13 protein-coding genes are annotated in these 13,205 nt (G+C 60.6%); 6 read left to right on the forward strand and 7 right to left on the reverse strand.

Annotated features, from left to right (window positions below; all coding sequences use genetic code 11):
• Window positions 1-17 precede the first annotated feature (17 nt).
• From lptG to rsmA, 5 genes are all read left to right on the forward strand, one after another.
• Entirely contained in the window at window positions 18-1,118 is a 1,101-nt protein-coding gene (gene lptG / locus ACR0J4_RS02020; RefSeq protein ID WP_170641904.1) for an LPS export ABC transporter permease LptG, read from the forward strand.
• Entirely contained in the window at window positions 1,118-3,280 is a 2,163-nt protein-coding gene (locus ACR0J4_RS02025) for an LPS assembly protein LptD (RefSeq protein WP_170548277.1), read from the forward strand. Before lptG ends, ACR0J4_RS02025 begins: the two co-directional genes overlap by 1 nt.
• The gene (locus ACR0J4_RS02030; protein WP_170466536.1) at window positions 3,271-4,524 is read left to right on the forward strand and encodes a peptidylprolyl isomerase; all 1,254 of its coding nucleotides are present in this window, start codon (window positions 3,271-3,273) and stop codon (window positions 4,522-4,524) included. Before ACR0J4_RS02025 ends, ACR0J4_RS02030 begins: the two co-directional genes overlap by 10 nt.
• Window positions 4,521-5,486 carry a 4-hydroxythreonine-4-phosphate dehydrogenase PdxA gene (gene pdxA, locus ACR0J4_RS02035; RefSeq protein WP_170641906.1) on the forward strand — a complete coding sequence of 322 codons (966 nt, stop codon included), beginning with the start codon at window positions 4,521-4,523 and terminating at the stop codon, window positions 5,484-5,486. Before ACR0J4_RS02030 ends, pdxA begins: the two co-directional genes overlap by 4 nt.
• Window positions 5,487-5,570: 84 nt before the next feature.
• Window positions 5,571-6,413: a 16S rRNA (adenine(1518)-N(6)/adenine(1519)-N(6))-dimethyltransferase RsmA gene (gene rsmA, locus ACR0J4_RS02040; RefSeq protein WP_170548271.1), complete on the forward strand. Its 843-nt coding sequence runs from the start codon at window positions 5,571-5,573 to the stop codon at window positions 6,411-6,413.
• A 55-nt stretch (window positions 6,414-6,468) separates the two neighbouring features.
• Here rsmA and ACR0J4_RS02045 read toward each other — a convergent pair whose 3' ends face one another.
• The 3 genes from ACR0J4_RS02045 to prfA all read right to left on the reverse strand — a co-directional run bounded on the left by ACR0J4_RS02045 (window position 6,469) and on the right by prfA (window position 9,189).
• A complete protein-coding gene (locus ACR0J4_RS02045; protein WP_170548268.1) occupies window positions 6,469-7,050 on the reverse strand; it encodes a DUF4167 domain-containing protein in 582 nt (193 codons plus the stop codon).
• Between the two features lie 241 nt (window positions 7,051-7,291).
• Window positions 7,292-8,137, reverse strand: coding sequence for a peptide chain release factor N(5)-glutamine methyltransferase (prmC, locus tag ACR0J4_RS02050; protein ID WP_170641908.1), 846 nt, complete (start codon window positions 8,135-8,137; stop codon window positions 7,292-7,294).
• Window positions 8,134-9,189, reverse strand: coding sequence for a peptide chain release factor 1 (gene prfA, locus ACR0J4_RS02055; RefSeq protein WP_170373916.1), 1,056 nt, complete (start codon window positions 9,187-9,189; stop codon window positions 8,134-8,136). The genes prmC and prfA overlap by 4 nt, the downstream gene beginning before the upstream one ends.
• A gap of 63 nt (window positions 9,190-9,252) precedes the next feature.
• On the opposite strand from prfA, the gene ACR0J4_RS02060 reads away from it, so the two are divergent.
• Window positions 9,253-9,534 (forward strand): hypothetical protein, encoded by a 282-nt coding sequence (locus tag ACR0J4_RS02060; RefSeq protein WP_170373917.1) that lies wholly within the window; start codon window positions 9,253-9,255, stop codon window positions 9,532-9,534.
• 4 nt (window positions 9,535-9,538) lie between these two features.
• On the opposite strand, the gene ACR0J4_RS02065 is transcribed toward ACR0J4_RS02060, so the two are convergent.
• From ACR0J4_RS02065 to ACR0J4_RS02080, 4 genes are all read right to left on the reverse strand, one after another.
• Complete coding sequence (locus tag ACR0J4_RS02065; protein ID WP_170641910.1) at window positions 9,539-9,940, reverse strand: DUF1499 domain-containing protein; 402 nt, start codon at window positions 9,938-9,940, stop codon at window positions 9,539-9,541.
• Between the two features lie 65 nt (window positions 9,941-10,005).
• Entirely contained in the window at window positions 10,006-10,953 is a 948-nt protein-coding gene (gene speB / locus ACR0J4_RS02070; protein WP_170641912.1) for an agmatinase, read from the reverse strand.
• Between the two features lie 89 nt (window positions 10,954-11,042).
• The gene (gene speB / locus ACR0J4_RS02075) at window positions 11,043-12,017 is read right to left on the reverse strand and encodes an agmatinase (RefSeq protein WP_170641914.1); all 975 of its coding nucleotides are present in this window, start codon (window positions 12,015-12,017) and stop codon (window positions 11,043-11,045) included.
• 11 nt (window positions 12,018-12,028) lie between these two features.
• Window positions 12,029-13,192 (reverse strand): M20 aminoacylase family protein, encoded by a 1,164-nt coding sequence (locus ACR0J4_RS02080; RefSeq protein ID WP_170641916.1) that lies wholly within the window; start codon window positions 13,190-13,192, stop codon window positions 12,029-12,031.
• Between the last annotated feature and the right edge of the window lie 13 nt (window positions 13,193-13,205).

Below are 13,205 nucleotides of genomic sequence, written 5' to 3' on the forward strand. Positions count from 1 at the left end.
CCTGAGAGGGTCTTTCCGTGATCCTCGACCGCTATTTCGCGCGCCGCTTTCTTCAAAGCTTTGTGGTCATCGGCGGCATCTTTCTGACCCTGATGATTCTGATCGACCTGATCGAACAGCTGCGCCGCTTTGACGACTATGACCTGTCTGTCGGCCAACTGCTGGGTCTGACACTGCTGAACACCCCTGCCGCGATCAGCGAGATGCTGCCCCTGCTAATTATTCTGTCCACCATCGCGCTGTTCGTTGGGCTGGCGCGCACCTCGGAACTGGTGGTGACCCGCGCCACCGGACGCTCGGGCCTGCGGGCACTGGTGGCCCCCGTCACACTGGCCCTGATGATTGGCATTCTGGCCGTTGCTTTGCTGAACCCGATCTCCGCTGCCACCTCGGAAGAGTTCGAGCGTCTATCGGATGCCTATCGCGACGATGGCAGCTCTGCCCTGTCGATCAGCCGCGAGGGGCTGTGGTTGCGTCAAAGCTCGGACAATGGCCAATCCGTGATCCACGCCAGGGGTACATCGAACGGGGATACTCTGGGTCTTGACGATGTGACCATCATCACCTTTTCGGGCGGCGGAAAGCCAAACCAGCAGATCGTGGCCGAACGCGCGGAGCTAACCAACGGAACCTGGGTTTTGACCGACGCCAAACTCTGGCCGCTGCGGGACGACCTCAACCCTGAAACAAACGCTGTTTCGCATGAACGTCTTGAGCTGCCGACCACACTAACGCGGGAACGCATTCTGGACACGCTGGGTAAGCAGGACTCGGTCTCGGTCTATGATCTGCCCAAGCTGATCCGTGATTTGGGTGAGGCGGGGTTTTCGACCAAGCAATATGAGGTCTGGTTGCATGTCCAACTTGCCCGGCCGCTGTTTCTGGTCGCCATGGTCCTGATCGGAGCCGCCTTCACCATGCGCCATGTGCGCTTTGGTGGAACCGGTGTGGCGGTGCTGACGGCTGTTCTGCTGGGCTTTGCGATCTATTTCGTGCGCAACTTCGCGCAGATTCTGGGCGAAAACGGCCAGCTTCCGATCTACGTCGCCGCCTGGGCACCGCCCTTTGCGGCGATCCTACTCTCGCTTGGCCTGTTGCTGCATGCGGAGGACGGCTGATGCGACGTTTTCTGCCGTTTGCAGCGACCAGCCTGCTGGCCCTGACCCTGCCCCTTGGCCTGGCCGCGCAGAATCTGTTCGACCCGACTGTCACCCAAAGCCCGGCCCAAGAGGAAGAACCGGCGTTGCTTGTGGCCGATAAGATCTTTATCACGCCTGAACGCAAACTTGTGGCCGAAGGCAATGTCGAGGCGTTTCAGGGCAACGTCAAACTCAGCGCCAATCGCATCGTCTATGATCGCGAAACCGGAGAGCTGACGTTGGATGGCCCCGTCCGCATTGATCAGGGTGGGCAAACGACTGTACTGGCGGAGTCGGCGCAGCTGGACAACGGGCTTCAGAATGGCCTGCTGGTGGGCGCGCGGATGGTGTTCGAGCAGCAGGTGCAAATCGCATCCGTTCAGGCCCGCCGCGCCGGAGGGCGCTATACGCAATTCAGCAAGATCGCTGCAACTTCGTGCCACGTTTGCACCGATGGGAGCCCGCCGATTTGGCAGATCAGGGCGCGCAAGGTCACGCATGACTCGTTAGAGCGGCAGCTTTACTTTGAGGGGGCACAATTGCGGGTGTTGGACGTTCCCGTTTTCTACTTCCCCTATCTGCGCCTGCCCGACCCGACGCTGGAGCGTGCAACCGGTTTTCTGGTACCGTCCATTCGCACCACTTCGCAGCTTGGAACCGGGGTGCAGGTGCCGTATTTCTTTAAAATTGGCGACCATAAGGACCTGACCCTGACGCCCTATCTCTCGTCCAAAACCACGACGCTTGGCTATCGCTATCGACAGGCTTTCGTGAATGGTCGGATCGAGATCAACGGCGCGCAGACCCGGGACGACATACAACCGGATCAGGATCGCGGTTATCTGTTCGCCGAAGGCTGGTTCGACTTTAAAAACGACTATCGCTTTACTTTCGATCTGCAGACGACCTCGGATGATTCCTATCTGGCCGATTACGGTCTGCCCGATTTGGACCGCCTCCGCAGCGAAGTCGCGCTGGAACGGATCAAGCGCGACACGGCGTTCCGGACCAGCTTCATCCACTACAAGACCCTGCGTGACAGCGAAGATCAGGATGAAATCCCCTCGCGCATTTTCGATCTGAACTTCCAAAAGCGCTATTTCCCAACCTCCGTCGGCGGAGAGGTTCGGATAAACGTCATCGCCCACGCGCATGAGCGCACCAGCGATGAGGACGTGGTCGGACGCGACGTGGCGCGCACAACATTTGATGCCGAATGGCTTCGAAGTTGGACCTTTGCCACCGGATTGCGGGCTGATGCGTTGTTCGGTGCCTCCATTGACGCGTTCAACATCCGCCACGACAGCAATTTCCCCACGCAGGCCACCCGGACAACCCCTCGCGCCGCTCTGACCTTGCGCTATCCGATGACACGCCGCGAAAAATCCGGGGCGACGCAGTTTCTGGAACCCATCGTTCAGTTCGGCTGGACCAATGTTTCCGACAATGACGTGCCGATCGACGAAAGCACGTTTCAGGAATTCGACGAGGGCAACCTACTGTCTCTGTCGCGCTTTCCGGCAGAGGATCGCCGCGAGGATGGCGCAACCGCCGCTGTCGGCGTCAACTGGGCGCGCTATGGTCGCGGAGGCTGGCAGGCGCTTGCCACGGTGGGCCAAGTCTTTCGTACGGATGCCGATCCGGATTTCACTCTGACTTCGGGACTGCAGGGCACATCGTCCGATATCCTGCTGGCCGGTCAGCTCAAAACTGCCAATGGCTGGTCTTTGGCCGGTCGCGGAATCATCAACGGTGACCTGAGCTTTGCCAAGGCCGAGCTGCGTGGAGAGTGGGCGAAAGAAGGTTCAGCCTTCACTGGCAGCTATATTTGGCTGGAACCCGACCCGGCTGAAAACATCGAAGAGGAGGTCTCTGAGATCTGGCTGCGCGGGCGCTATCAGGTCGACCAGAACTGGCTGACCAGGGCCGAGGCCCGCTATGATCTCAACGAATCCGAACCCATTCGCCTGGGCCTCGGCGTGACCTACCAGAATGAATGCGTTCGGGTTAACATGTCCGTAAGGCGGCGCTTTACTTCAACATCAACTATTGAGCCTTCGACCGAATTCGGCTTTACCGTATCGTTGACAGGATACGCCCTCGAAGGCGCTGGTAACACTTACAAGAGAACATGCAGTTGATATCAACTTTCTCACGGTTTCTTCGTTTCGCTTCGATCCGGCTGGTGCTTCCGGCCCTGGCCGCTACGATTCTGACCTTCACCGCGCCCCATACGTTTGCGCAAAGCCTGTTTTCGCCAGCGATCCGGGTCAATCAGGACGTGGTCACTTGGTATGAGTTGGAGCAACGTCAGCAATTCATAAACGCACTCGGTATCTCTGGCGGGTCCGAGGCCGAAGTCCGGCAAGCACTGATTGATGACCGCTTGCGCAAACAAGCGGTGCGAGAAGCCGGGATCGAGGTCCCGCCAGAGGCGATTCAGGCCGGCGTCGATGAATTTGCGGCCCGAGGGCGCCTCAGCACCGAGCAGTTCCTGCAATTGCTGGCCAATGAGGGCGTAGACCCCGAAACGGTCCGCGACTTTGTCGCCGATCAGCTAACATGGCGCAACTATATCAGCGCGCGTTTTCTGTCTCAGGCCAACCCTTCCGAGGAAGAGATCAATCGCGCTCTGGGTCAGGGCGGCGGTGGTGGGCTTCAGGTTCTGCTGTCCGAAATCATCATTCCTGTAAACCAACAGACCCTCGCCCAGACCGAGCTTCTCGCTGAAGAAATCGCCAATCTCGAAGGGTTTGACGCGTTTTCGGCAGCGGCGGCGCAATACTCGGCTGCAGAAACCCGCAGCAATGGCGGCCGCCTCGACTGGCTGAACCTGTCCGGCCTGCCCCCAGCGCTGCAGCCCGTGGTTCTGGGCTTGAAGAATGGTGAGATCACCAGCCCGATCGCTCTGCCCAACGCCATCGCTCTGTTCCAGATGCGTGGCCTGCGCGAAGTTTCAACCGGCACGCCCTCCTATTCCAAAATCGACTACGCCATCTACTACATGGCCGGCGGCCGTAGCGCCGAAACACTGGCCGCCGCCGCGAAACTGCGCGAAGAAATCGACACCTGTGATGACCTTTACGGTATCGCGCAGGAGCAACCGACCGAGGTGCTGGAGCGTGTCGACGCTGCCCCTTCTGAGATCCCGCGCGACATCGCGGTCGAGCTGGCAAAGCTGGACCCGAACGACGTCTCGACCACGCTGACACGCAACAACGGCCAAACACTGATGTTCCTGATGCTGTGCAATCGCACCCGCAATCTGGGCGAAAATACCTCGCGCGCGGACGTCGCGAATGCGCTGACGCAACAGCGCCTGCAAGCCTTTGCTGACAGCCTGTTGGAACAATTGCGCGCCGACGCCAGCATCATCGAACAATGAGCGCGCCGATTGCGCTCAGCTGCGGCGATCCGGCCGGCATAGGTCCCGAGATCGCCGCAAAAGCGTGGGCGGAATTGCGCGACACCTGTCCCTTTTTCTATATCGGCGACGCCGCGCACCTCCCCGCAGACAAACCGGCCCAACAGATCAGCGACCCGGCCGAGGCCAACTCGGTTTCCCAAACGGCGCTGCCGGTTTTGCAACTGAACTTCCCAGCCCCCAACAAGCCCGGCCAACCCGACCCGGAAAATGCGCCGTCGGTTATTGACGCCATCGAACAGGGCGTTTCCCTTGTGCAATCCGGCGCGGCCTCGGCCCTGTGTACGGCTCCGATCCACAAAAAGGCGCTCATCGACGGGGCGGGTTTCTCTTACCCCGGCCATACCGAATTTCTTGCGGCGCTGGCGGGCCGTGAACGGGTGGTGATGATGCTGGCCAGCGATCAGTTGCGCGTCGTGCCCGCGACCATTCACATCCCCCTCTCCTGTGTCCCGCAAGAGCTGACCCCGGCCCTGCTGCACGACACGATCGAGATCACCGCCACCGGCCTACGCTCCCAATTCGGCATTGAGGCCCCGCGCATCGCAGTGGCTGGCCTGAACCCCCATGCGGGCGAAGGCGGCAAGATGGGAACCGAGGAACTGGACTGGATCGCCCCGATGCTAGCGAACCTGCAGCCCGAGGGCTACAGCGTGACCGGCCCACATCCCGCCGACACGATGTTCCACGCTGCCGCGCGCAGCCGCTATGATGCAGCAATCGCGATGTATCACGATCAGGCCCTGATCCCGATTAAAACGCTGGATTTTGACCGGGGCGTGAATGTCACCCTGGGCTTGCCTTTCATCCGCACTTCGCCCGATCACGGCACTGCTCTGGACATCGCAGGGCAAGGCATCGCCAACCCAACCAGCCTGATCGAAGCGCTGAAACTCGCGCAGAAGATGGCACAAAGCGCTTGATCCTTCACCTGGCTGGAAATATCCCAGCCGGAGGCAAAAAATCACTGGCGTTGCCCCCTCCAATCGCGTCACGGTAACCGGATCATGAGCGCTATCGACACCCTCCCCCCCCTACGTGAAGTCATCGCGACCCACCAGCTGTCCGCCCGCAAATCGCTGGGCCAGAACTTTCTGCTTGACCTGAACCTGACCGCCAAGATCGCGCGCCAGGCCGGAGACCTCAGCACTTGTGACGTTCTGGAAATCGGCCCCGGCCCCGGAGGGCTGACCCGTGGGTTGCTATCTGAGGGCGCGCGCAAGGTCGTGGCGGTGGAAAAAGACACCCGCTGTATCGCTGCCCTAAATGACATCGCCACCGCCTATCCGGGCCAGTTGGAGGTGATCAACGGCGACGCGCTGGAAATCAACCCGCTGGAACACCTGACCCCGCCCATCCGCGTCGCGGCCAACCTACCCTACAACGTCGGCACCGAGCTGCTGGTGCGCTGGCTGACTCCGCCGGAATGGCCACCCTTCTGGCAGAGCCTGACCTTGATGTTCCAGCGCGAAGTGGCCGAACGCATCGTCGCCCAACCCGGAAGCAAAGCCTATGGTCGCCTTGCGATTCTGGCCCAATGGAGAGCCGAGGCGCGTATCGCCATGTCCCTGCCTCCCGGTGCGTTCACCCCACCACCGAAAGTCTCCAGCGCGGTGGTTCACCTAACCGCCTTGCCCGAGCCGCGCTATCCAGCCGACGCCAGTACCCTGTCCCGCGTCGTGGCCGCAGCATTCAATCAACGCCGCAAAATGCTGCGTGCCTCATTGAAAGGTGTGGCGCCTGATATCGAGGACCGCCTGATCGCAGCCGGCATCAAGCCTACCGAGCGGGCCGAACAGATCCCGCTTGAGGCCTTCTGCGCCCTCGCACGCGAAGTCAAAAAAACCTAGGCGCAACAAAAAAGCCCCGGGTCAAACCGGGGCTTTCTTCGTATCCGTGCAGGGTTTACTCGGCCGCTTCGGGCGCGTCCCCATCGGGTTTTGGCGCTTCTTCAGCCGCAGGTGCAGCTTTGGGCTTGCGCGGCGCACGCGGTTTACGCGGCGGCTTTTCCTTCTTCTCAGGGGCCTGAGCGCCTTTGTCTTTGCTCTCAGGGGTCTCAACCAACCCGCTTTCCGGTGCAGGTTCAGGCGCGCTGAAATCCATCACATCTGGCTGCGGCGCCTCGGCGGGGTCGGCCTGACGAGCGGCTTCACGCTCCTGACGCTCGGCGCGTTCACGGTCGCGCTCGGCCTGACGTTCGCGGTTCTGGCGCTCCTGCTCTTCGCGGCGCGCTTCAATCTCGCGCTGCGCCTCGCTCAGCATCCGCAGATAGTGTTCGGCGTGTTGCTGAAAGTTCTCAGCCGCGACACGGTCGTTGGACAGCTGTGCATCGCGCGCAAGCTGGTTGTATTTGTCAATGATCTGCTGCGGTGTGCCACGCACCTTGCCCTCGGGGCCCGAGCTGTCGAACACACGGTTGACGACGTTGCCGCCAGAAGGACGATTGCGGTTATTTTTGGCCCGCGAGCGGGATTTGGAAGATCTCATCTTACTTTACGTCAGCCTTATCAATTCGCTGCCGATCAACCCGTACCTTACGCTGCTCAGAGGCCTGTCCCGTAACGTGTCATCGGCTTTTTTGGGCTTGGCGTCAGGGGCGCGCTGAACCAGCGTCAACCTCTCCGACCATTCCTGAGTAAACATGTCCTGCCGCCTCAGACAAGAGGTTTCTGGGATATTTTGCAGCTTTTTTACAAAGACCGGCGCTTTTCGGCCTCTAACGTTGCGTTCAACCCGGGATTCTGCCCAAAACAACACGGTCTCGCCCATCCAGATCAGAGATGACCCGGATATCCAACAAGCCAGCGGCATCGAACAAGGCCGACACGTCCTTGGCCTGTGTCGACCCGATTTCAACCAGCAAGCGCCCGCCCGCCATCAGGAAATCAGGTGCACCCGCCGCGATCCTGCGATAGGCGTCCAGCCCGTCCCCTTCATCGGTCAAAGCCATGCGCGGTTCATGCTCGCGCACTTCGGGCGACAGATTTTGCATTTCAGACAGCGCGATATAGGGCGGGTTCGAGACGATGAGGTCAAACTGCCCTTCAATCCGCTCGAACCAATCCGAGCGCACAATCTCGGCCCGGTCCTGTACATTATGCTCAACCGCGTTGGCGCTGGCCTGCAGACAAGCCGCTTCGCTCAGATCTGCCCCCAGGCCCGTGGCACTGGCGCGTTCGGCCAGCAGCGTCACCAGGATGCAGCCCGAGCCAACCCCAAGGTCCAGAACATGGTCAAACGGCTCGCTCAAAGCGGCTTCGATCAGCGTTTCTGTCTCGGGGCGCGGGTCCAGCACATCGCGGCTGACGCGGAAACTGCGACCGTAGAATTCCCGCTCCCCCAAAAGATGCGACACAGGCACCCGGATCGCGCGCAGCGACACCAATTGCTCATAGCGTTCGGCGATGTCGGGCGACAGCTCCTCGGGCGCGATCAGAGTGACGCGGCTGGCCTCGATTCGCGCCGCATGCGCCAATAGAACCCGCGCGTCGCGTGCCGGGTCATTGACACCGGCAGCACGCAGGCGGGCTGTTGCGGCAGCCATCGCCTTGGCGGCGGTCAGGGCCGCGATCATTGTGCCATCTCGGCCAGCAGCCGGGCCTGATCATCTGCGGTCAAGGCATCGATCACCTCATCCAAATCGCCTTGCATGACCTGATCCAGCTTGTAGAGCGTCAGGTTGATGCGATGGTCCGTCATTCGACCTTGTGGGAAATTATAGGTCCGGATCCGCTCGGACCGATCGCCCGAGCCGACCTGACTGGCCCGATCCGCTGAGCGTTCACTATCGATCCGCTGACGCTCCAGATCATAGAGGCGTGTTTTCAGCACCTGCATCGCGATCTCGCGGTTGCGGTGCTGCGATTTCTCGGAGCTGGTCACCACGAGACCGGTCGGCAAGTGGGTAATCCGCACGGCGGAGTCGGTGGTGTTCACGTGCTGCCCCCCGGCGCCGGACGACCGCATCGTATCAATGCGGATGTCATTCGCGTCGATCTGGATGTCGACATCCTCGGCCTCGGGCAGAACCGCGACCGTCGCTGCCGAGGTGTGAATCCGCCCGCCGCTTTCGGTTTCGGGCACACGTTGCACCCGATGCACGCCGGATTCGTATTTCATCCGCGCAAAGACATTGTCGCCTTTGATATGGGCGACGACCTCTTTGATGCCGCCAAGGTCCGAGGCCTGTTCTTCGATGATCTCGAACCGCCATCCCCGCGCCTCGGCATAGCGTTGGTACATGCGCAGCAGGTCCCCAGCGAACAACGCCGCTTCATCCCCGCCGGTGCCGGGACGGATTTCCAGCATGGCCGGTCGCGCATCCGCTGCGTCCTTGGGCAGCAGCGCCAGTTGCAGCGCATGTTCGGCCTCGGGGATACGGGACTGAAGCTGGGGGATTTCCTCCTCGGCCAGTTCCTTCATATCCGGGTCGGCCAGCATCGCCTCTGCCTCAGCCAAATCCGAGACCAGCTGACGCCAGGACAGGATCTGATCGACCACCGGTTTGAGGTCGGAATACTCTTTTGCCAGGGTCGCAATATCCCCGCCCGATGCGCCATCAGCCATGGCGGCTTCGAGGTATTGGAATCGCTGGGTTATCTGCTCGAGGCGTTCTTCGGGGATCATCCGGCGGGTGTCTCTTAATCTGGGGCTTTGGTCAAGGGCCAGCCTTGTGCTAAGGTCACCGCTATGAAGGGGTTGGTTTTCATTTTATCGCTGTTCGCACTACCCGCCATGGCCGATTATGTCGGGCCGGATGGCAAGGTTCGCGATTGCTATTGCACTGACAAGTCAGGCTCGCGGATCGAGTTGGGCCAAATGATCTGCTTGCAGGTTGATGGCCGGATTTTCACCGCGCAATGCCAGATGTCGTTGAATGTGCCGATGTGGCGCGAAGTGCAGGAAGGATGCCTGTCCTCGGATTTGGATTGGCCCGATCTGGATCAGACCCTCAAGACATCCGCGTCCTAAACGCCTACATCTGCGCCAGCCACCCATTAACGCGGGCCTTGTTCACTCCGAAATCTTTGCGACCAAAGCGCAAGCGGCCATGAATGCGCAACACGTCTCCGTCCTGCTGGGCTGTGGTGTAGTCAGGGAAGCCGATGATCTTGGTGTGGGTGATATAGGTGATCCGCCCCTCACCCACCGACCCGGCCAGAACAGTTGTGCGGGGCGCGTTGCGGGCAATGGCATCCAGCCTCGCAAGCCCCTCTGGCCCGGTTTCGACCACGCGCAGTACGCCACCTTGCAGATCCTGGTTGGTCCTAGCCTGAGGGTCAGTGTGCCAGTCCGCCGGATCGGAGGGCGCAAGTCGGATATAGGCCCCTAGGGCGACCACCAGACCAACAACACCCAAAATCAGCATGCGTTTCATTCCGTCCCTGTCCTTTTGCTGAACCCTATGCGGAACAGATGCAGTTTCAAGGCGAACCCGGCCAGCTACCGTGACGTCACACCGGGCAGGATGCACAGAAGCTCGAACAGAAGGTTGGCCGCCGTCAGCGCCGTATTCCCCGACGGGTCGTAGGGCGGAGACACCTCCACCAGATCGCAGCCCACCACGTTCACCCCTTGCAGCGCGTGGATCAGCTGCAGGGCTTGCGGGGTTGTCAGCCCTCCGATCTCGGGCGTGCCGGTGCCGGGGGCGTAGGCCGGATCCAGACTGTCAATGTCATAGGTGATATAGACCGGGTGATCGCCGACCGTCTTGCGGATTTGCGAGCCGATCTGCGTGAGGTTCTGCTGCCACAACTCCCACGCGGGGAATTGCTGGAAACCCCAGCCCTGCGCCTCGGTAAAGTCGGTTGAGGCATAGCCCGAACCGCGAATGCCGATCTGAAAAGTCTTTTCGGGGACGATCAGCTTTTCTTCATAAGCACGGCGGAAGACGGTGCCATGGGTCTCACGCTCGCCAAACATCTCATCGTTTACATCCGCATGGGCATCCACATGCACCAGAGCGACCGGCCCGTGTTTCGCCGCAATCGCACGCAAGATCGGCAGGGTGATGGAGTGATCTCCGCCCATCGCCACAGGGATCACGTTCTGCGCGAGGATACCGTCATAGCTGTCCTTGATGATCTTGAGGCTTTCCGACAGCGAAAACGTATTGATCGCCAGATCGCCGATATCGGCAATCTGCAACGTATCGAACGGGGCAGCGGAAGTGGCCATGTTGTAGGGCCGGATCATCGCGCTTTCGCTGCGGATTTGCTTGGGTCCGAACCGCGTGCCCGACCGCCACGAGGTGCCGATATCCATCGGTATCCCCAACAGCGCCACATCCAGCCCCGACAACGAGGTCGCCTGCGGCAGCCGCATGAACGTGTTCGGCCCAGAGAACCGCGCCAGATCATTGCCGCTGATCGGTTGATTTTTTTCAGTCATGTGCAGTTGGTTCCCATCCCATCAGATCACGTTTCTCAGCACATAGCGGAAACTTGGCTAACCATTGGTTAACGCGCTTCGATCCCCGTTTACTTTTTCTCGGCCATAAGCCGGTTCCACCCCAGCAGGCAGATGATTTGCGTGGCCACATGAGCGCCCGCAATGGCAGTCGCCCCGGAGGTGTCATAGGGCGGAGAAACCTCGACCACATCTCCGCCCTTGATGTTGATCCCGGCGATGTCGCGCAGAATGATCTGCGCCTGAATCGAGGACAACCCGCCCCAAACCGGCGTGCCGGTCCCCGGCGCAAAGGCCGGGTCCAGGCCGTCGATATCGAAACTCAGATAGACGGGGCGGTCGCCGAGAATGGATTTGATCTTCTGCGCCACAGCAGCGGGGCCGGATTCGTAGACCTCGCGCGCGTCGATGATGTTGACGCCCAGCGTGTCCTCGTTGCTGGTGCGGATACCAACCTGAACCGAGCGTTTCGGGTCCACGATCCCCGATTTCACGGCCTTGTAAAACATGGTCCCGTGATCGACGCGGGACATGTCATCGTCCGCCCAGGTATCCGTATGCGCATCGAACTGCAGCAAGGATATCGGGCCGTATTTCTCGGCATAAGCTTTCAGGATCGGAAAGCTGATATAGTGATCTCCGCCCAAGGTGACCGAGGCCACGTCAGCCGCCAGAATCGTGCGGACATGATCGGTCAGCGTGTCGGGAAAGGCAGGGATATTAGCGTAGTCATAGGCCATATCGCCATAGTCAACGATCGCCAGCTCGCTCAGCGCGTCAAAGGGCCAACCGTATGGTGCATCGGGGGATTGCAGGGCGCTCGCCTCGCGGATCGCACGGGGGCCGAGCCTTGTGCCGGGGCGGTTCGTCACCGCCTGATCGAAAGGCACGCCGGTGACGGCGATATCCACGCCTTTCAGGTCCTTGGTGTATAGCCGCCGTAGGAACGAGGTCGCGCCGCCGAAGGTGTTCTCATAGGATAGGCCCTTGAGGTCGGGGTTGGTAAAGGCCTCATCGACCTGATGCTTTGCGTCTTCCAGTGCCATGTCTTGTCCCCTCAGCCCAGCGGCTGCGCCATTTCCACGATCCGGGCAAAGAACGAGGCCCCGACCGGTGCGATATCATCGTTGAAGTTGTATTTCGGGTGGTGCAGCCCGGCGCCCTCGCCCTGACCCAGAAACAGATACGCCCCGGGACGCGCCTGCAGCATGTATGAGAAATCCTCGGCCCCCATGTCGCGACCCATATTGTCGACAACGCGATCGTCACCCGAAACCTCGCGCGCAACATCCGCGGCAAAGGCCGTTTTCTCAGCGTCATTGATCGTCGCCGGATAGCCGATCTGATAGTCCAGCGTCGCCTCAACCCCGTATGAGGCCGCCTGCCCTGCCACGATCTGCTCCATCCTCTCCATCACCATCTTCTGAACCGTTGGATCAAACGTGCGAACGGTGCCGTTCAGATAGGCGGTATCCGGGATCACATTGTTCACCGTTCCGGCGTGAATCTGCGTGACGGAAATCACCAGATCCTGCACTGCATAGTGGTTCCGGCTGACAATCGTCTGGATCGCCTGCGCAATCCCGCAGGCCGCCATGACCGGGTCCTTTGTCTGGTGTGGCAAAGCTCCGTGGCCGCCCTGCCCTTGCACGTGGATCTCGAACGTATCCACAGCGGCCATCAGAGGTCCGGCGGTCGTGTAGAAGGCGCCCTCGGGGTTTCCCGGATCATTGTGAATGCCATAGACCTGAGAGATGTCGAACCGGTCCATGATGCCTTCCTGCACCATCACATCCGCGCCGCCGCCTTCTTCTTCGGCCGGTTGAAAGATCAGTGCCACACGGCCCGCGAAATTCCGCGTCTCGGCCAGATAGCGCGCAGCCCCCAACAGCATCGTGGTATGCCCGTCATGCCCGCAGGCATGCATCTTGCCGGGGTTCTTCGAGGCGTATTCAACGCCCGTCTCCTCGGGGATCGGCAGCGCGTCCATATCGGCCCGCAAACCGATGGTCGGGCCGTCGCCCTGCCCATTGATGATCGCCACCATCCCGGTCTTGGCGATGCCTTCGTGCAGCTCATCCACCCCGAACTCCCGAAGACGCTCAGCCACGAAAGCCGCTGTCTCGTAGCATTCGAACTCCAGTTCAGGGATCGTGTGCAAGTGCTGGCGCCACTTGGCCATATCGGCGGCAAAATCGGCAATTCGGTTGACGACGGGCATCTGGGGTGGACTC

The organism is Ruegeria sp. B10 (genome assembly GCF_056539825.1).